This window comes from Thomasclavelia saccharogumia DSM 17460 (genome assembly GCF_000686665.1).
Taxonomy (GTDB): Bacteria; Bacillota_I; Bacilli_A; order Erysipelotrichales; family Coprobacillaceae; genus Thomasclavelia; species Thomasclavelia saccharogumia.
In genome coordinates this window covers 12931-32211 of sequence record NZ_JMLH01000026.1, presented here as the reverse complement: position 1 = coordinate 32211, position 19281 = coordinate 12931, and the positions used below count along the sequence as shown (strand labels likewise).

At 30.6% G+C, this 19281-nt stretch carries 23 protein-coding genes and 1 other annotated feature; of the genes, 4 read left to right on the top strand and 19 right to left on the bottom strand.

Translation table 11 applies throughout. From position 1 onward, the window contains the following. Positions 1-13 precede the first annotated feature (13 nt). From trpD to BR82_RS0107365, 9 genes are all read right to left on the bottom strand, one after another. A complete protein-coding gene (gene trpD / locus BR82_RS0107405) occupies positions 14-1021 on the bottom strand; it encodes an anthranilate phosphoribosyltransferase (RefSeq protein WP_027089668.1) in 1008 nt (335 codons plus the stop codon). Next, the gene (locus BR82_RS0107400; protein ID WP_027089667.1) at positions 1014-1589 is read right to left on the bottom strand and encodes an anthranilate synthase component II; all 576 of its coding nucleotides are present in this window, start codon (positions 1587-1589) and stop codon (positions 1014-1016) included. Before BR82_RS0107400 ends, trpD begins: the two co-directional genes overlap by 8 nt. Beyond that, positions 1586-3052, bottom strand: a complete 1467-nt coding sequence (gene trpE, locus BR82_RS0107395; protein WP_027089666.1) for an anthranilate synthase component I — start codon at positions 3050-3052, stop codon at positions 1586-1588. The genes BR82_RS0107400 and trpE overlap by 4 nt, the downstream gene beginning before the upstream one ends. A 54-nt stretch (positions 3053-3106) precedes the next feature. Beyond that, positions 3107-3346, bottom strand: a binding site (T-box leader). A gap of 202 nt (positions 3347-3548) precedes the next feature. Next, positions 3549-4424 carry an SIR2 family NAD-dependent protein deacylase gene (locus BR82_RS0107390; RefSeq protein WP_027089665.1) on the bottom strand — a complete coding sequence of 292 codons (876 nt, stop codon included), beginning with the start codon at positions 4422-4424 and terminating at the stop codon, positions 3549-3551. Next, positions 4375-5148, bottom strand: coding sequence for a protein-ADP-ribose hydrolase (locus tag BR82_RS0107385; protein ID WP_027089664.1), 774 nt, complete (start codon positions 5146-5148; stop codon positions 4375-4377). The genes BR82_RS0107390 and BR82_RS0107385 overlap by 50 nt, the downstream gene beginning before the upstream one ends. A 7-nt stretch (positions 5149-5155) precedes the next feature. Then, positions 5156-5779, bottom strand: a complete 624-nt coding sequence (locus tag BR82_RS0107380; protein WP_027089663.1) for a 4Fe-4S binding protein — start codon at positions 5777-5779, stop codon at positions 5156-5158. 55 nt (positions 5780-5834) lie between these two features. Beyond that, the gene (locus BR82_RS0107375; RefSeq protein WP_027089662.1) at positions 5835-6608 is read right to left on the bottom strand and encodes a nuclear transport factor 2 family protein; all 774 of its coding nucleotides are present in this window, start codon (positions 6606-6608) and stop codon (positions 5835-5837) included. A 212-nt stretch (positions 6609-6820) separates the two neighbouring features. Further along, on the bottom strand, positions 6821-7267 hold the full coding sequence (locus BR82_RS0107370; protein ID WP_027089661.1) for an Rrf2 family transcriptional regulator: 447 nt from the start codon (positions 7265-7267) through the stop codon (positions 6821-6823). 254 nt (positions 7268-7521) lie between these two features. Next, complete coding sequence (locus BR82_RS0107365) at positions 7522-7842, bottom strand: winged helix-turn-helix transcriptional regulator (protein ID WP_027089660.1); 321 nt, start codon at positions 7840-7842, stop codon at positions 7522-7524. A 156-nt stretch (positions 7843-7998) separates the two neighbouring features. On the opposite strand from BR82_RS0107365, the gene BR82_RS0107360 reads away from it, so the two are divergent. Then, positions 7999-8355, top strand: a complete 357-nt coding sequence (locus tag BR82_RS0107360) for a cupin domain-containing protein (RefSeq protein WP_027089659.1) — start codon at positions 7999-8001, stop codon at positions 8353-8355. Positions 8356-8897: 542 nt separating this feature from the next. On the opposite strand, the gene BR82_RS0107355 is transcribed toward BR82_RS0107360, so the two are convergent. Further along, entirely contained in the window at positions 8898-9464 is a 567-nt protein-coding gene (locus tag BR82_RS0107355) for a flavin reductase family protein (RefSeq protein WP_027089658.1), read from the bottom strand. Positions 9465-9552: 88 nt separating this feature from the next. Here BR82_RS0107355 and BR82_RS17680 point away from each other — a divergent pair, with 88 nt between their 5' ends. Next, complete coding sequence (locus BR82_RS17680; protein WP_240474529.1) at positions 9553-9690, top strand: hypothetical protein; 138 nt, start codon at positions 9553-9555, stop codon at positions 9688-9690. 44 nt (positions 9691-9734) lie between these two features. After that, complete coding sequence (locus BR82_RS17675) at positions 9735-9890, top strand: winged helix-turn-helix transcriptional regulator (protein WP_240474528.1); 156 nt, start codon at positions 9735-9737, stop codon at positions 9888-9890. A 41-nt stretch (positions 9891-9931) separates the two neighbouring features. Here BR82_RS17675 and BR82_RS0107345 read toward each other — a convergent pair whose 3' ends face one another. Beyond that, a complete protein-coding gene (locus BR82_RS0107345; RefSeq protein WP_027089657.1) occupies positions 9932-10459 on the bottom strand; it encodes a GNAT family N-acetyltransferase in 528 nt (175 codons plus the stop codon). 511 nt (positions 10460-10970) lie between these two features. On the opposite strand from BR82_RS0107345, the gene BR82_RS0107340 reads away from it, so the two are divergent. Then, entirely contained in the window at positions 10971-11222 is a 252-nt protein-coding gene (locus BR82_RS0107340; RefSeq protein WP_027089656.1) for a hypothetical protein, read from the top strand. 77 nt (positions 11223-11299) lie between these two features. Here the strand turns inward: BR82_RS0107340 and BR82_RS0107335 are convergent, their stop codons facing one another. From BR82_RS0107335 to BR82_RS0107300, 8 genes are all read right to left on the bottom strand, one after another. Next, on the bottom strand, positions 11300-12022 hold the full coding sequence (locus BR82_RS0107335; protein WP_027089655.1) for a phosphatase: 723 nt from the start codon (positions 12020-12022) through the stop codon (positions 11300-11302). A gap of 13 nt (positions 12023-12035) precedes the next feature. Next, complete coding sequence (locus BR82_RS17030) at positions 12036-12191, bottom strand: AraC family ligand binding domain-containing protein (protein WP_205618738.1); 156 nt, start codon at positions 12189-12191, stop codon at positions 12036-12038. A 60-nt stretch (positions 12192-12251) separates the two neighbouring features. Continuing rightward, complete coding sequence (locus tag BR82_RS0107325; RefSeq protein ID WP_027089654.1) at positions 12252-13160, bottom strand: LysR family transcriptional regulator; 909 nt, start codon at positions 13158-13160, stop codon at positions 12252-12254. Positions 13161-13190: 30 nt separating this feature from the next. After that, positions 13191-15470, bottom strand: coding sequence for a 5-methyltetrahydropteroyltriglutamate--homocysteine S-methyltransferase (gene metE / locus BR82_RS0107320; RefSeq protein WP_027089653.1), 2280 nt, complete (start codon positions 15468-15470; stop codon positions 13191-13193). A gap of 175 nt (positions 15471-15645) precedes the next feature. Next, complete coding sequence (locus BR82_RS0107315) at positions 15646-16926, bottom strand: dicarboxylate/amino acid:cation symporter (protein ID WP_027089652.1); 1281 nt, start codon at positions 16924-16926, stop codon at positions 15646-15648. A 1-nt stretch (position 16927) separates the two neighbouring features. Continuing rightward, positions 16928-17773 (bottom strand): dTDP-4-dehydrorhamnose reductase, encoded by an 846-nt coding sequence (rfbD, locus tag BR82_RS0107310; RefSeq protein WP_027089651.1) that lies wholly within the window; start codon positions 17771-17773, stop codon positions 16928-16930. A gap of 76 nt (positions 17774-17849) precedes the next feature. Further along, positions 17850-18365 (bottom strand): GNAT family N-acetyltransferase, encoded by a 516-nt coding sequence (locus tag BR82_RS0107305; RefSeq protein ID WP_034864404.1) that lies wholly within the window; start codon positions 18363-18365, stop codon positions 17850-17852. Continuing rightward, complete coding sequence (locus tag BR82_RS0107300) at positions 18334-19281, bottom strand: hypothetical protein (protein WP_027089649.1); 948 nt, start codon at positions 19279-19281, stop codon at positions 18334-18336. The genes BR82_RS0107305 and BR82_RS0107300 overlap by 32 nt, the downstream gene beginning before the upstream one ends.

Genomic DNA, 19281 nt, shown 5'->3' with positions numbered 1-19281 from the left:
TTTCATAACCCCTTTATCTATTAGTTTCTTCAATGAACTGTTCAAGTTTAGCTAAAGCTTTCCCTTCATCAATCAATTTAGCTGCTAATTCAATTCCTTCTTGCATCGTTTCACTACGACCTGCAATATAAATCGCTGCCCCAGCATTTAATAATACCGCATCACGCTGAGGACCTTTTTTACCGCTTAAAATCTCACGAGTGATCTTAGCATTATATTCAGGATCACCGCCAACTAGATCTCCTTTGACACAACGTTTAAACCCAAATTGTTCTGGAGTAATTACATAGCGAGCATATTTACCATCTTTTACTTCACAAACACTAGTTGGAGCAGAAAGAGAAATTTCATCTAAACAATCTTGTCCATATACTACCATGGCTCTTTTGACACCTAAATTACTTAAAACTTTAGCCAATGGTTCGACTAATGTCTCATCATATACTCCCATTACCTGTTTACTAGCTCCGGCCGGATTAGTTAAAGGTCCTAAAATATTGAATACGGTCCTGATTCCTAACTCGCGCCTTACTGGAGCTACATATTTCATTGCAATATGATAATTTTGAGCAAATAAGAAGCAGATATTAATCTTGTTCAATATTGTAGCACTTTTTTCAGGTGATACATCAATTTTTACTCCTAATTTTTCTAAAACATCAGCCGCTCCACATTTAGAACTGGCCGCCCGATTACCATGCTTAGCTACTTTCACTCCACTTGCTGCAATTACGATCGATGATGTCGTTGAAATATTAAATGAATTAGAACCATCACCACCAGTTCCAACGATTTCTAAAACATCTTCATCATTTAATAATTTTATACAGTGCTCCCGCATTCCTGCAGCACTTCCTGTGATTTCATCAATCGTTTCGCCTTTTAAACTTAAAGCTGTTAAATAACTGCTCATTTGAATATCACTGGCTTCACCATTCATGATTTCATTCATACATTCATATGCTTCTTCTTTAGTTAAATCAATTTTTTTTGATAATTTAATAATCGCTTCTTTAATCATTTTCATTTACCTCCAAAAAATTTTTGATCATTAATTTTCCTTGACTAGTTAAAATCGATTCCGGATGAAACTGTAACCCATAAACTGGATAATCCTGATGTTTAACAGCCATAACTTCATCATCATCACTTAATGCAATAATTTTTAATTCTTTAGCCAAAGTATCTTTTTTTACCGCTAAAGAATGATATCTTGCAACTTTTGTCTTTTTTTCAACACCTTTAAAAATCTTATCATCTGTTATTTCAATTATCGAGCTCTTACCATGCATCAATTCTTTAGCATAGGTAATTGTACTGCCAAATGCTTCACAAATAGCCTGATGGCCTAAACATACGCCTAAAATTGGTTTTTTATCATAAAAATATTTAATAACTTCTTCAATATTACCGGCTTCACTAGGTTTTCCTGGTCCTGGAGAAATAATAATTACATCAGGATTTAATTTTTCAATTTGATCAACTGTCATCTCATCATTACGAATCACCTTGATTTTTTTATCAATCGATCCAATCAGCTGATATAAGTTATATGCAAAACTATCATAATTATCAATTAATAATATCATTGTTCTATTCCTCCATTAGCTATCTCTAATGCCTTAACAACAGCTTTAGCTTTATTTAAGCATTCTTGATACTCATTCTCCGGTATACTATCATAAACAATTCCTGCCCCACTGCGAACATGAACTTTATCATTCTTTTTATATGCCAAACGAATAGCAATACAAGTATCTAAATTTCCCGTAAAATCAATATATCCAACCGCACCACCATAAATACCACGACGATCATTTTCTAATTCATTAATGATTTGACAAGCCCGAATCTTGGGTGCCCCTGATAATGTTCCAGCTGGAAGTAAAGCATCAATAGCATCAACAGCTTCTAAATTATCTAAAATCGTTCCCGATACTGTCGAACCAATGTGCATAACATGTGAAAATCTCAAGATTTCCAAGTATTTTTCTACTGTAACACTGCCAAACTTAGCAATTTTACCAATATCATTTCTTCCTAGATCTACTAACATATTATGTTCAGCCAGCTCTTTTTGATCTGTCAATAAAATTTCTTCAAACTGTTTATCTTCACGTTCATCTTTACCTCTTGGTCGGGTTCCTGCTAAAGGATAAGTATATAGAGTTTGATCTTCAAGCTTTACTAAAGTTTCTGGTGAAGCTCCGGCAATTTCTTGATTATCACTAGAAAAATAAAACATATAAGGTGAAGGGTTTGTGGTTCTTAAAACTCGATATGTGTCAAATAAACTACCAGAAGCCTTAGCTTCTAAATGATTTGATAAAACAATTTGAAAAATATCTCCTTCTTTAATATATTTCTTAGCTTTATTCACCATCGAGCAATACTCATCTTGACTAAATAAAGGATTAAATTCACCCTTTAATTTTAACGGCTCAATTCTTGCCTTTAGTCCTTTGATAATCAATTCATGTAATTTATCGAGCTTAGCAGTTGCTTTTTGATAACTGTCATCAAGATCTTTGACCTTGGCATTTGCAATCAAAATAATCTTCTGTTTATAATTATCAAAACAAATAACCTGATCAAATAACATTAAATCAACATCATTAAACCCCTCTTTATCATCACTTTTTAAATTCAATACTGGTTCACTATATTTAAAATAATCATAAGCAAAGTAACCTACTAAACCACCAGTAAAAGTTGGTAAACCAGCAATTTTAGGGCTCCGATAACGTTTTAATAATTCTTTTATATATATTCCAGGATGATCAACTTTAAACTCTTTACCATCAACATTCATAACATTATTTAAACAAGTTATTTCGCTTTTTGGCTTATATCCCATAAAAGTATAGCGACCCCAGCGTTTTGTATCATCCACACTTTCTAACATATAACAGTGTTTGCTATAATTTTTTAAAATTCGCATAACTTCAATCGGTGTAATACTATCACCATAAATTTCTTTACTAATAGGAACTAAATCATATTCGTTATTTTTTATTATTTCTTTTACCTGATCTAATGTTGGATAATACATCGCTTTTTCCTCCTTCTTTTTAAATAAAAAACCGTCCCGACAGAAAATAATTCTGTCAAGGACGGATAATATAATATTCCGCGGTGCCACCTTGTTTCACGATACACTCGTGCCCTTAGTAGATGCTATCACATCTATGACTACTTACGTAAGTCTTACGTCAAAGAATACTAAGCTAATGCTTTTCACTTTGCCCTCCGTGGTCCATTTAATAGGCTGCGTTCTGCTTGTTTCCACCATCCAAGCTCTCTGTAAGTGCACGATCTATTTTTATCTCCACTTCATCGGTTTCTTTATAGAAATCATATAACTATTTTTTATTAGTGTCAATATTTTGTTGTTATTTTATCTAATGTTTTTATTTCCGTACATTTTTAGTAAACATCAATGTTATAACGCACTGCCTTTAACCACCAGATTACTTCGTTTGTCTTGATTGTGAAAATAATCCAATATCTATTAATTCTGCTATAAATGTCTTAACCGTGATCATTTATCATACTGATAACAAATCATGAATGACCTTTCCAATATCTTCTTGAATACAAATAGACTGTTTTTCAATTTGAATCGGGCAAGAAGCATCCTGATAATTGATACATCCATATACAGCATGTTTATTTTTGGCTGTCATCTTCCAAAAAGGATATTTTATAATTACTGGCGTATTATTTCCAACACCTAATTCTAAAAATAAAATATGAAGATCTTCATGTCGTTTTAAAAAATCATGATATCTATTTGAAGCCAAATACCATCCCTCATCTTGAACAAATTTGTCATCAATACGTAAATTCATTGTCATAGGTGCTCCACAATGAGGACAATAGGGGATTAAATCAGCTGGTACATTCATATTTTTTTGCTTTACAGCCATTTCCTTGACTTGTTTTTCGTTATCATAAGTTTCTTGATGACAGGCTTTAGAGCACTGCCAAAGCCCATAATCCCCTTGGGTATAAAACAGGCGCTGTTTATCAAATCCTGTTCTTTGAAAACAATGATCGACATTCGTTGTCACAATAAAATAATCTTTATCTTTTACTAAGGACAATAAATCTATATAAGGTTTACCAATATCTGTCTGATAGCGATTTAGCATAATGTGGCGACTCCAATATGCCCAATATTCCTCTAATGTTTCAAACGGATAAAAACCCGCTGAATACATATCCTGTAAACCATATTTATCCACAAAATCTGAAAAATTATCAAAAAATCTTTTTCCACCATATTCTAATCCGGCTGAAGTAGAAAGTCCTGCTCCAGCGCCTATAACAATTGCATCGGCATTATTTATTACTTTTTTAAGATTTTTGATGTTATCCCAATAATCGCTTATAGATCTGATAATCTTCTTCTTTGAAAACATTGAATATCACCTCGATTTTTGAATTCGTTTGTTTTAAATAATCTTTTACTGTATTGACTGCAATATACCCTGCCATATCATTAGGAAAGTGAAATTCTCCTGTTGATATGCAGCAAAATGCAATCGACTTTAATCGATACGCATCAGCTAATTCCAAACAAGAGCGATAACAAGATGCCAATAATTCACAATCTTTTTCCGTTAATTTTCCTCGTATGATCGGTCCGACTGTATGCAATACATATTTTGCAGGAAGATTATAGCCTTTTGTGATTTTCGCCTTTCCTGTCGGTTCTGGCATTCCTTGTTTTTCCATGATATGCTGACATTCCAAACGCAGCTGAACACCTGCATAAGAATGTATCGCATTATCAATACATCCATGGCAAGGAATAAAACAGCCTAATAATGCGCTATTTCCAGCGTTTACAATGGCATCTGCTTTCAGTTTTGTGATATCACCCTGCCATAAATATAGTCCTTTTTGCACTGAAACTAATTCTTCTATAGAAATTATTTTTTGTTTTTTTAGTTCTTCTTGTAAATATAGATCTTGGATATTTAAAAAATTCTGGGGAATTTTTTTTGGTGGACGAACATTCATTAGCGAACGCAGCAGCCTTTTCTTATCTGTTTCATTGCTCAAAATGTTAAATCCTTGATACTGCTCATTTTCGTTTAACAAATAATGTATCAAATAATCTAATCTTTCTTCCTGTGTCATATCTTTATCACTCCTTTTCAACAGCTTTTACAGGACAAATGTTGTAGCAGTTTCCACAATGCAGACAATGTTCCTGTAAAATAGTCGTCTGGTTATTTTCATAGACGATACATTTTTGAGGACAGACAGAAATGCACTTATCACAATTGATACAGTTATCACTGATGCAAAACATACCTCCTCTTTCCAATACGCAATTTCCAAAAGAAAATCTTTCTCTGAAAATTGGATGTACACTTAAATCAAAAAATTCACCGTTTCCTTGATATATTTGAAAAACTGTTAAAGCTTTGCGACCTTCTTTTGTCGGATATATTTTATACATATATGGATTTTTTTCAAAAAGTGTTGATAAACGAAGCAAACCAATTTCTTTTACTTTTCCATATATCGTAATTGTTCTACTAGAAAGAGTGTTATCGCCTTGTAAGCCTGTTATGGATATTGTGTTATTCTGTTTTAATCGCTCATATAATTTTTTTCCTTTTGCAGTCAGAAAATATAAACCTTGTTCGTCAAAATCCATAATATCAATCGCACAAGTAAAGGGATTTCCCAAATTGTCTATTGTCGCCATGATAACTGTATGTATTTGATTTGTCAGATACTCTAAATAACTGCGTGTGTCCATTTTTATCCTCCATTGTTAATAAGCAGAGCTATTTTACTAACTCTGCTTGCGTTCCTTAAAATTTGCCATTTGTATTCTGCCAAATTGATTTGTCCGCAATGGTTTCCATAACGTCCCAATGTTCCGCAATCTTGCCGTTTTCTACTCGCCATAAATCATAGTAGCTTGTTGGCACACCGCCAAATGTTCCTTCGCTGACAGCTAACACATAATTTCCTTGTGCTAACACTTGATGAACTGTTGTATAAATCATTTGAATATTTTCTTTAGCCAATGCTTCTAATGCTGCACCAAGTCCTGATAAACCGTCAGCAATACTTGTGTTATGCTGAATATAAATATCACCCTCAAAATATTCTGGTGTTTTTTGTGCATTGTTTCCCTGCATCACATCAAACAAGAAATTCTTGACAATCTGGCGATTTTCTTCTGTTTTATCTAAATCAATAACTTCTGATACATTGTCAATCTGTGTACGTCCAGATGGATTAGGTTTTGCTTTTGTGGCAAGATTATCCCAATGTTCTGCAATTTTCCCCTCGTTGTCAAAACGAAAAATGTCAAACGCAACTTGTTCACCAGCACCAGCAAAGTTGTAAACATTATGAAGAAATACTTTGTCACCATCTTCAAATGCGCGAATATTTTTTACTGTTGTTTTTATTGGGGCAGATGCTAGATAAGCAACACTTCCTACAAAGGCATCACGACCTGTACCATAGGCAAGATTATGCTGAATATATCCCTCAGCTAAAAGTGATTCAGCCTTTTTTGTGTCTCCTGTTGCAAATGTGTTAATAAGTTCTAATGCTTTTTCAATCTGTGTCATTTTTGTTTCCTCCTTTAAATTTTTATTGAACAGTTTTGAAAATATTGTCATAATATTGATTTCTTTGTTGTAACTTTCTTTATTACAACTAAAGCATAACTCTAATTTGATGTAATGTCAATAGTTACAACTAATTTTTTTGCATAAAAAACACTCTATATGTATTAAGCAAATCTCTTACAAGAAATCTGTTTCATATAGAGTGTTATAAATTATTCTTTATTCTCTTTTGCAATATAGTACTGGGTATCTTTCATTACGTCTGCTAATGTAATCTGTTTTAGTTCATTTTCCAGAGCACTTTGTACTTGTTCTAGTTTACTATCCAGAACATTATGAATATTTCTTCCAACAGGGCAATTACTATTTGGATTTTCATGGAAGTGGAACAATTCTCCTTTTTCAATACAATCTACAGCATGGTAGATGTCAAGAAAACTAATTTCATCAAGTTCTTTTGTGATCGTTGCTCCACCACTACCGCGCTGAACTGTTACTAGATCAGCTGATTTTAACTGCGATAGTATTTTACGAATGATAACAGGGTTAACATTCACACTTGACGCTAAAAAATCACTTGTTATTTTAAAATCATTTTTAAAAGTATCAATACAAGCAAATATATGAACTGCAATTGTAAAACGACTTGAAATTTGCATAATTAATCCTCGCTTTCTCATTATAATTATAAAATCACTTTATTGTAATGTCAATAGTTACATCTTTATTACCAAATATGCAAGTTCAATATTTTAGTACCATTCCTTTGTATCTATCTCTATATAAGTCACTTTCATTTATTATAAAATAGTTATAAATAAATTTTTTATTTCCTAAATTTCTCCAAAAAGTATATTTATAAGCATACTTAGTATGTGTACTGTTTTTCAAAGAAAAAAGTCAATAAATATTTTTATAATGATTTATAAAAATTGCCAAATTCCTCCATGGATTTCAAAACATGCACCAATTTCTTGCCTAATTCTGTCATTCCATACTCAACTTTAGGTGGATTTGTTTTATAGTCTTTTCTATATACAAGACCATCTTCTGTTAATTGTCTTAAACTTTCTGTAAGTACCTTTTGCGAAATACCATCTAATGACTTTTGAAGTTCGTTGAACCGCCAAGAACGTTTCATTAAATTTCTTATAATAAGCAATTTCCATTTGCTTCCAATTAATGATATTGTCGTTGCAATAGGACATTCTGGCAAATCTTCTTTTTTCTTCATATGTCTTATACCTTCCTGTTTTTTTATTATACTACACATTCTATAAATAATACACAGTTACAAAAAAGTGCGTACTACCAAACATCACTGCAAACATGTATAATTTCAGTTGTAAAAACAATTAAATGTTTTACAAATTATTAGGAGGATAAAAATATGTCAAATTTTAAACACACACACATTACAAATGAAGCAAGAACAGAATTGCATGAAACATTATCTTTGACTGGAGCAGAAATTAGTATTAACACTTTACCGGCTGGTGAATGCGTACCATTTGTCCATTGCCATAAATACAATGAAGAAATCTATGGTATTATTTCAGGAAACGGCAAAGCCATTATTGACGATGAAGAGATAGCATTAACAGCGGGCGATTGGATTAAAATTTCTCCAGCAGCTAAACGTCAATTTTTTGCTGGAGAAAATTCACCGATTACTTATATATGTATCCAAGTTAAAGAAAATTCTTTGGATACATATACTATGACTGACGCAGAAATAATCAAATAATTTTCCATTCAGACTTGTTTAAGACCTAGGATTTCCTTGGTCTTTTCTTTTGAAATATTTTTTTACTATTATCTCATAACCATGTCTTTCTTTTCATAAGTCGTTATTCAAGGCTCTTTCGTTTGTTGCAAAATTCGTTGTAATTTCCTTGATATTTTCCCCTTTAAACCTCATTAAATATAGTATTTATACGGATAATCTTGTTTTTTAATCTAAAAACAGAATCTTTCATAGAAAAATCAGAAGTGCACTTCTAACTTTTTACATCGACACATAAGCACAATTCTTAAGTCAATCATATATTCATTCAGTTCATATTCAAATATAAGCATAATAATATAATTCTATCCCACATATCAGTTATTGTAGTGTTAATATTTATTTAAATATCTTTATAAACTAGAATTTATCTAAGTAATTACAACATAAAAAGATTAACAATTTTTAATTTAAGGTAAATAAGAAAAAAGATTTCTCAAATAATAAAGAAGTACATTTATTTTTAAATCACTTTCAAATTATCTATCCTATAAATTTACCTTTCATTTTTTTAATTGTAGACCATCTTTAAAAGCATTACCAACTCTTTCTGTAACTTTATAATAACCATGAGTATATGGATCAAATGCAATAGCATTAACCAATTCAATATCAACATTTTCTCCATTCATAACACTTTCATCAACAGTTACATTTATTACTTTGCCTATTACTCCACAACCATATTCACCATCTTGATATTCTATAAATTCACATTCAAAGCAAATAGGAAATTCATTTATAACTGGTGCATCCACATTTTGTGATTTTGTAGTTGTTAATCCACTATTTTCAAATTTGTTTGGTGTATTATTTCCTGATACCACCCCAAAATAATCAGCTTCTACAACATGTTTACTATCAGCTATACTAACAGTAAATGCTTTTCTTTCCTTAATATTCTTAACGGTTTTATGTGTTTCTGTCAAGTTAAGAATAACATGATTTCGAGATAACATAGTTCCCCATGCTGCATTCATGACATCAATACTTCCATCTTCATTATATGTTGCTATCATTAACACAGGCATTGGAAATATCGCCTCAGTAGTTTTAATATTTCTTCTCATTTTAAAATCCTCCTCTAAAACTATTTACAAAAATATTATATAAATGCATAATATTTTTGTAAAGTACTTACCTAAAGGAGAGTGTAAAATGAATAAGTGTATAGAAAAGGGAATAAATTTTCAAGATACAGGTTTTTCATATAGTATGTCTTTAATATCTGGAAAATATAAATTACCCATATTATATTCTTTAGCATGTTATGGCACATTTAGATATAATGATTAAGAAGATTTTTAGATCCTATTTCTTTTAAAACACTAACTTCTAATTTGAAAACTTTAGAAGATTGTGGACTTATTATAAGAAAAGAATATCAAGAAATTCCACCAAAAGTTGAATACTATTTATCTGAAAAAGGAAAATCATTAATGCCAATTTTAGAGCAATTGTGTGAATGGGGTGAAAAAAATAAACAAGAAATTTAATCTTGTTTATTTTTTATACAATCTTGTAAATTCTAAATTATTTACTTCATTTCTTTTTCAAATCTAAAAAAATAATTGTTTTCTGGGGGAATATTTCCAGCAGTATCACTTATTTGATGTGGATCTTTATGTTTTGGATTAAAAAATTCTACAATCTTGAAGCCACAACGATTTACATAAAAATGAATGTTTCGCTTATCATAATATGGTGTATGTGTTTCCCAAATCTTTGTTTCTGGATGTAATTCTTCAATTGATTTCCATATCTTAAATCCATTTCCAGCATTTTGTGAACCTGACTTCACATATAAAAGATGGAGTGAATTATACCCGGTTTTATCATCTACTGCTATTATTGTACCACCAACTCTTACACCATTAACTTCTGCAATATAGGCTTCAGCGCCTTTAGTTTCAAATGATTCTTCAATGTCCTCTATTGGAAGAATTATTTTTTCAAATTTTCCAAATTCTTTTATATAAGCTTCTTGAAAAGCTTCTTGAATTTCACTTATAAATATATTCTTATCTTCAACAGATATAATACGTCTTAAAATTAATTTGTTCATATTTCATTGTCCTCCGTAAATTCTCTTCCACCCCAGTTTGAAATATTCATAATATACAAATCATATATTTTCTTATTTTACCATAAAAACTAAACAAATCTAATCAAAAAACACTTATATAATTGAATGTTTTAGTATATAATAATCATATTCTAAAAAATCAACTGGTTATAAGTAATATGAAATATTTTCAATTAATCCAAATCAATACTCATCTTCTTCTATTATCATATAATTATCTCCAATTTAATAATACACTTATTTCTTTATATCCACATTATAACAGCATGATATATCTGCTACAATATAATCCAAACTATCAACTTATACCTTGATAAATAAGATATTTTTTGTAAACAGCAAAATTATGATAGCAATTGTCAAATCAATTAAAGTATATTTTAAAATTTATTGATAAAATCATATATTTTTTATTGAAAACGCTTTCATTTTTATAGGAAATGTGTTATTATAATAGTGAGGAAAGGATTAGGAGAAAGGAGTTGATAATATGAATGAAATGTATGTAATTACAGTATTAATGTTGTATACATTATTAATTTTAAGTGAAGCATTATTAAGTACATATCGCTTATTGATGAATAAAAGCAATACAATCGAAGATAAATATATTTATCCAAAAAAGAATTTTATTAATTTAATTCATATTAAAATCACTCCATTAATTCTTAAAATCAATAAAAAAAAGGATTATCGACTAAATATGAAACGTAGACCCCCAATTATATTGGTGGCCCACTAAGGCTGGGTCTTATGGATAAAAATGATTGATGTGAATCAAGCAGTTTAATAGAATTAAACAAGTGAGAATTTAAATTCTCACTTGTTTTTATTATCCTCAAGAAATTCTAAAAAACTATTTATATCATAATTAACAATTAAATCTTTAGGAAAATTAATTTCCTGCAAAATACTTTCAATTTGATCATAATTAATAATATCAAAATGAATATGAGCATCACTACCTAAAATAATCTTAACTCGATATTCTTTACATAACTTAAGCATCTTAATTACATTATTACGTGAATTTAACCTTGATGAACTACGTAGTGCATTATTATTAACTTCTAATAAAGTATGATACTTTTTAGCAGCTAAAACAACTTTTTGATAATCAAGAGGACAATTCCCATCATCAGGATGTACGATTACACTAATATGTGGATTTTTGATTGTTTCAATTACTGCTCTTGTATTTTGCTCGATCGTTCCAGCATGATAGCACTGTAAATGGATTCCTGCCATACAATAATCAACATATTTATATAAATCAGCGTCAATACTTAACTTACCATCGTAATCAAGAATATTAATTTCAATTCCTAACAATAAATTTACACCATTGATCTTTCTAGGAACAACCCCAAGATTTTTAAAATATATGGGATTGCAGGTCCCGGGAATACCTTGATCATGTTCAACGATTCCAAGTAATTTTAACCCTTTATTTTTAGCCTCATTTACCATTTCGCTAATAGTTGAATAAGCATGACCGCTAGCCAAAGTATGCGTATGTACATCTAATTCATAATTTTCCATCCTAATCCTCCTTTTATATCTTATAAAATAAAAGCTGTTTCCCTTTTTCAATAAAACCGATTACATAATAATCATGAAAATGATTAGGAAATTTTTGCATAACACCTATAAACTGGTAAGCTTCGATCTTTAACTGTTCATCATAAACAATAATTCTTTTTTCTTCCATCATCATCACCATAATCAATATAACATAAATAAAAAAACTTACTTGAACGATATTGACATCTTACAACAATTCCTGGGTATTTTTCTTTAGCGCCTCAATGAAAATCTGACCTAAATTACTGCGAATAGTATCTTTATGAACAATATAACCAATACTGATTATTTCATCGACATCAAGGGGAATGGCAATGATATTTTTACCATTTAACTCCTCGCTAATAACACCTGTACATATCGTATAACCATCCAAACCAATCAATAAATTGAATAGCGTTGCCCGATCACTTACTTTGATCATCTTTTGATGAATCATCGTACTTAAAATTTCTTCAGAGAAATAAAATGAATTATATTGTCCCTGCTCAAATGATAAATAAGGATAAGGTTCAATATCTTCAAGTGTTACGATCTTTTTGCCAGCTAAAGGATTAGTATCACTTACAAAAATATGCGGTCTAGCATCAAACAGCTTATTAAAAACCAGATCATTTTCTTTTAATAATTTATTTATTACTTTTTTATTAAATTCGTTTAAATATAAGATTCCGATCTCACTTTTTAATGTTTTAACATCTTCAATAATTTCATGAGTTCGCGTTTCTCTAATCATAAATTCATAATCATTATCACGATATTTTTTTACCAGATCAACAAATGCATTGACAGCAAAAGAATAATGCTGTGTCGAAATACTAAAACGCTTTTTTGTCACTTTATCTTGTAAATATCTATTTTCCAATAGATCCGCCTGTTCCACAACTTGGCGTGCATAACCCAAAAATTCAAGTCCTTCATCACTGATTATGATGCCTTTATTAGTTCGCGAGAAAATGACGATCCCTAGCTCTTTTTCTAATTCTTTGATTGCATTAGATAAACTTGGCTGTGAAATAAATAATTCCTTAGCCGCTTCGCTTATCGTTCCTTTTTGAGCTGTAGTAATAATATAACGTAGTTGTTGTAATGTCATTTTCTCACTTCCTTTTTAGCTATTTTAACATTATTTTTTAATTTGTTGAAGTTTAAGACGAATATTTTTAGTCGCTGTTACCATATTTTCAAGACTGCTTTGAGTCTCGAAAACTCCACGTGTCTTTAATCCACAATCCGGATTGACCCATAATTTATCTACTGGTATTTTTTCAATCATTGCCTTTAATGCTGTTTCAAATTCTTCAACACTAGGAATTCTTGGTGAATGGATATCATATACCCCAGGACCTACTTCACTTTTGAATTTAACTTTATTTAAAGTATCTAATAATGTTAAATTAGAACGAGAGGCCTCAAATGAAATAACATCACTGTCCATATCTTCAATTGCTTGAATAATATCATCAAATTCACTATAGCACATATGACTATGAATCTGCGTATCAGCCTGAACACTGCTGCTAACCAAACGATAAGCTGGAATTGCCCAATCTAAATATTCACTTTGCCAGTCACTTTTACGTAACGGTAATTTTTCTCTTAAAGCTGCTTCATCAATTTGGATGATCTTAATTCCCTTAGCTTCTAAATCTAAAACTTCATCTTTGATTGCTAAAGCTAATTGTAAAGCTACTTCTTTTAAAGAAATATCAACTCTTGGAAATGACCAGTTCAACATTGTAACAGGCCCTGTCAACATTCCTTTTACTGGTTTATCTGTCAAACTTTGACTATAAACAGCATAATCAACCGTTAAAGGATGATTTCTAGAAATATCGCCCCAGATCACAGGTGGTTTGACACAACGAGTACCATATGATTGAACCCAGCCATTTTCAGTAAATAAATAACCATCAAGATTTTCACCAAAATATTCAACCATATCATTTCTTTCAAATTCTCCATGAACAAGTACATCTAAACCAATTTCTTCTTGATATTTGATCCATTTTTGAATCATTGTATGATTGAAATTGCAATATGTTGTTTCATCTATTTCCCCTTTACGATATGCCCGCCGATTAGCACGAACTTCACTTGTTTGAGGAAAAGAACCGATCGTCGTTGTTGGTAAAAGAGGTAATTTTAACTTTTCTTTTTGAATTTCACGACGCTGATCAAACAATGGCTGACGAATAAAGTCACTTTCTTTCAATGAAGCTAAACGAGCTTGAACGCTTGCATTACTACGATTGGCAGCTTCATTAAAAATATTCGCATTATCAACATAATAGCTATGCTTCGTTCCTAATTTAGAAATTATTTTTAACTGGAATAATTCAACTAATTTTTCTTTTGCAAAAGCAAGATGTCTTTTATACTTTTCATCTAACTTTTCTTCGTTTTCCAAACTATATGGCACATGTAATAATGAACAAGATGTGCTGATGACAATATCATTGACATTTTCGTTAATTTCCTCTAGCAAAATAATCGTCTTTTGATAATCATTCTTCCAAATATTTTTACCATTGACAATACCTGCAAATAATATCTTATTTTGATCAAAACCATATTTTTTGATTAAATTCAAAGTTTCTTTACCCTCAATAAAATCAAGACCAATACCATCAAAATCTAATGCCATAATATCATTATAACAATCTCGTATATCTCCAAAATAAGTTTGCAATAAAACCTTTATCGCTCCTTTTTCCTTCAAGATCTTAGTATATATATTTTTAAATAATCCAATATCCGCTTCATCCATATCAAGCACTAAAGCTGGTTCATCAAATTCAAACCATTGTGCATTTAAATCATTAAATTTAGTGATTATTTCTACATACACTCTAATAACATCATCTACGATATCCTGAATAGTTAAAGTTCCTGTAAAGCGTAATAATTTAATTAATGTATACGGTCCAATAATTACTGGTTTAGTATTTATATTCAAATCTTTAGCTTCTTGATATTCATCAAATATTTTAGTTCCATTTAATTCAATTTGAACATCATCTTCAACTTCTGGTACTAAATAATGATAATTTGTATTAAACCATTTTTTCATTGCTAAAGCTTTTACATCACCTGCTTTACCTTGATATCCTCGAGCCATAGCAAAGTATTTATCAAGAGGATCTAGATCCAAACTTTGATAACGTTTAGGAATGATATTTAATAAATATGCTGTATCTAAAACATTATCATAAAATGAAAAATCGTTTGATGAAATAAAATCGATTTTTTGATTATCTTGATCAAGCCAATTTATTTTTCTTAATGCTTTGGCTTTAGTAATTAACTCACTCTGTTCTATTTGTCCTTTTAAATATTTTTCAATTGCAAATTTTAATTCACGTTTCGATCCAATTCGTGGATATCCAATTACTGCTGTTTTCATCTTTTACCCCCATAATTTTTTTAAAGACGCAACCGCCTTCTTTAAATATAAGAATACTAGATTGTCTTAATATTTAAAAATACTTATAATAATTAGTTGAACATAGTTTCAAACTATATTTATTTAAATAAAAAAACATCTTGTCATAAGATGTTTTAATAAATGTATGTAAAAACTATTTAATACTATTAATAAATACATTTTTATCTAAAGCTTTATTTTGGTGGGCAACTATCGTTGTACAAACAGCGTCACCAGTAATATTTACAGCAGTTCTTGTCATATCTAAGATTCGATCAATTCCCATGATCATTCCAATCGCCTCAACTGGAAGTCCTACTGAATTGAAAACCATCGTTAGTGTTACTAAGCCAACACTAGGGATTCCCGCTGTTCCAATCGATGCTAGAGTTGCCGTTCCAATTACAGTAATATAATCTGTAAAGTCGAGATTAATTCCAAAAGCCTGAGCCGCAAAAACAACAGCAACACCTTGCATAATGGCAGTTCCGTCCATATTGATCGTTGCTCCTAAGGGAATCGTAAAAGATGAAATTCTTTTTGAAACGCCCATTTTTTTGGCTAAAGTATCAATCGATAATGGAATCGTAGCATTTGAAGTTGCCGTTGAAAAAGCAAATGCCATAACCGGAAAAAAATTTTTGATAAATTTTATTGGATTTAAACCTGTAAATAGTTTTAATAAACCTAAATAAACAAAGAAACACTGCACTGCTAAAGCCAACAAGACCCCAATCATATATTTTCCTAATGGTAAAAAAGCGCTAAATCCGATTCCAGCAAAAGTCCTGGCAATCAAGCAAAACACCCCAATTGGCGCAACAGCCATTACCATCATTGTCATTTCCATCATAATATCATTAAATTGACTGAAGAAATTGCCTACTACTTCTGTCTTTTCACCTAATTTAGCTAAGATCACTCCTACTAATAAAGCAAATACAATGATTTGTAACATATTACCACTAGCTAATGAACTAATCGGATTATCAGGAATAATATTTAAGATCGTTTCAACTAATGATGTTGATTCCACACTATCAACACTCGTTACATTAGCTTGAATCGTCGACATATCTAATCCTATTCCAGGATTGATCAAGTTTCCTACTAATAAAGCTACGGTTATTGCTAGTGCTGTAGTTATAAGATAGAAAATAATCGTTCTAACGCCTACCGATCCTAATTTTTTTGTATCACCAATTGCCATACTGCCACAAACTAATGAGCAGAATACTAATGGTACAACAAGCATTTTCATCAACTTTATAAATCCCTGGCCAACTACATATAAAATCCCATCGACTACAATATCATCACGAACAGAACTAGCTGGTAAAGTATATAAAATAATTCCTAAAATTGCTCCTAATAATAAGGCAATAAAGATCTTGGTCGTTAAACCCATCTTTTTCTTTCTTTTTTCTAATGCCATCCTAGTCCTCCTTTATATCTTTTAAATATTCATCTAATGATGTTTTCCAATCTGGCATTTCAAATTCATTTACTAAACGTAAGATAAAATTATCTAAAACTGCATATGCTGGTCTAACAGTACCTTTATCAATATCTTTAGCTTCGACTTTTTTTAATTCAATTTTCTTATTAGCTCTTTCTTTAAGATATTGAGCAAATTCATAGCGACTGCAAACACCTTTACAAGTAATATGATAAGTACCATATTCATTTGTTTTAATTAAATATAAAATAGCTCGTGCTAAATCTTTAGCACTAGTAGGCGATCCTAGCTGATTACTAGCAACATTTAAAACTGCCTGATCATAATTTAAAAGATCATTAACAAAATTCTTTCCTTTTTTACCATATACCCAGTTACTACGAATAATAAAATGTTTATGAGTAAATTCTTTTACATAATCTTCACCGGCTTTTTTAGAACAGCCATAAATAGTTTGGGGATTAGTACGATCAAATTCATTATAGGGCCGATCATTTGTCCCATCAAAAACATCATCAGTAGACAACTGAACTACTTTAGCCCCAATTTTTCGCGCAACAATACACAAATTACGAGGTCCTAAAGCATTTACTCTAAAAGCCTGATCTTTATCACTGGCACACTCATCAAGATTCGTGATTGCAGCGCAATTAATAATTACATCAGGACGATTTATTTCTCCAAAGCGGATAATATCATTAGTATTGGCAATATCTATTTCTTCTTTATCAGTATTAAATACTTCAATATCCAAGGGTTCAATCAATTCATTTAAAGCTGTCCCTACCTGGCTATTTGAACCAACGATCCATAATTTTAGCATTCTTTTTACCTCCTCATAATAAAAGCGCTGAATAATCAACGCAGTGTAGGAATTATATCAATTAACTTTATTGCTGTCAAATCAGTTTATCATCTTTGAGCAAAGAAAAAAGCAAATCATCATAAATGATCCCTTGATATCCTTTAACAGCTCTTCTTAAATGTCCTTCCAAAACAAATCCTAACTTTATCAATAGTTTTTTTGAAGCCGTATTATCAACAAAGACTCTAGCACTAATAACTTCAATTCCCTGCTCAAATAATTCTTTGATTATAAGTTTTAAAGCCTCATACATATAACCCTGACCCTGATAATTTTTATCTAAATAATATGAAAGACAAACAGCATTTACTTGATATCGTAATTGATCTTGGCCTACAAAAACAGCCCCAATTATGCGTTTAGAATCAGGCAGCTGTAAATAATAAGTATTTTTACGATCATCAACAATATCTTTAAGCATATCTTCGCGACGATAAAGTTTCATCGCATTATAACGCTGCACATATTCACTATTATGAATTTTTAAAATTTCATCAACATCTTCTATTTCCGGTCTTTTAAGAATCAACCGCTCGCTTTTTAATATCATTAAACCCTCCAAATAACTCTGTTCCACAAGCAATAAAGTCTAATTTATCGATTCGTTTATGATGCTTATATATTAACACAGTAACTTTAGAATTTAAACTCTCTTTTACATCACTGTTCATCATTCCCAGTTGTGGCGCCTTCAACAAATAACTATCACCAGGAATAATTTTAATATAAAAACTGTAAGGATACTGTTTAATGATTAAATAATATTGGCCCTTTTTAATCAACCATCTTTTTAAATATGCGCCATAATAACTAGCAACTCGATATTGTTTATCGTCTATCATCAAAACCATAATAATTCCAGTAAAACTAGTAATTTTAACAGGAATATTAGCTATGGCTAAAAACAATGAGGCTTTACATTGGTTACAATCATTTGATTGTAACCATAAATAATCTTTGGGAAATGAATATCCCCAATCTTTTTCCATATAACCAATTCCATTTATATTTATTTTTTGCTGGTTAATGATCAAACGGCCTTTTATTTGATGTGATAAACTAATGATTCCATGATTACATTCCATCTTCGCTAAATAATGAAAGGGACCCATAATAGTAGGTGCATATAATGAGGCTTTTAATGGTGTAAAAGCATCATTTTCTAATACTCCTCTTATTATGATTGTACCCTGATCTAGATTTAAAATAATTTTTTCTTTAGAAAAATAATTATTTTTTATTCTGATAAAAAATGGATCATTACCATATTCAAACTCATTCAAATCAAATTCAAGCATTTGACTAACATTAGTATACGTATCGATCGTTTGAATGAAAGCCATTGTCTCACTAACTCCCACAATAACCGCTAAAGAAACTTTCCGATCACTAACTCTAAAATACCAGCCTTCAAACATTCCTTTGTCTTTTAAATGTAATTGTATTTCTTGTTTTCTTTGATGCAT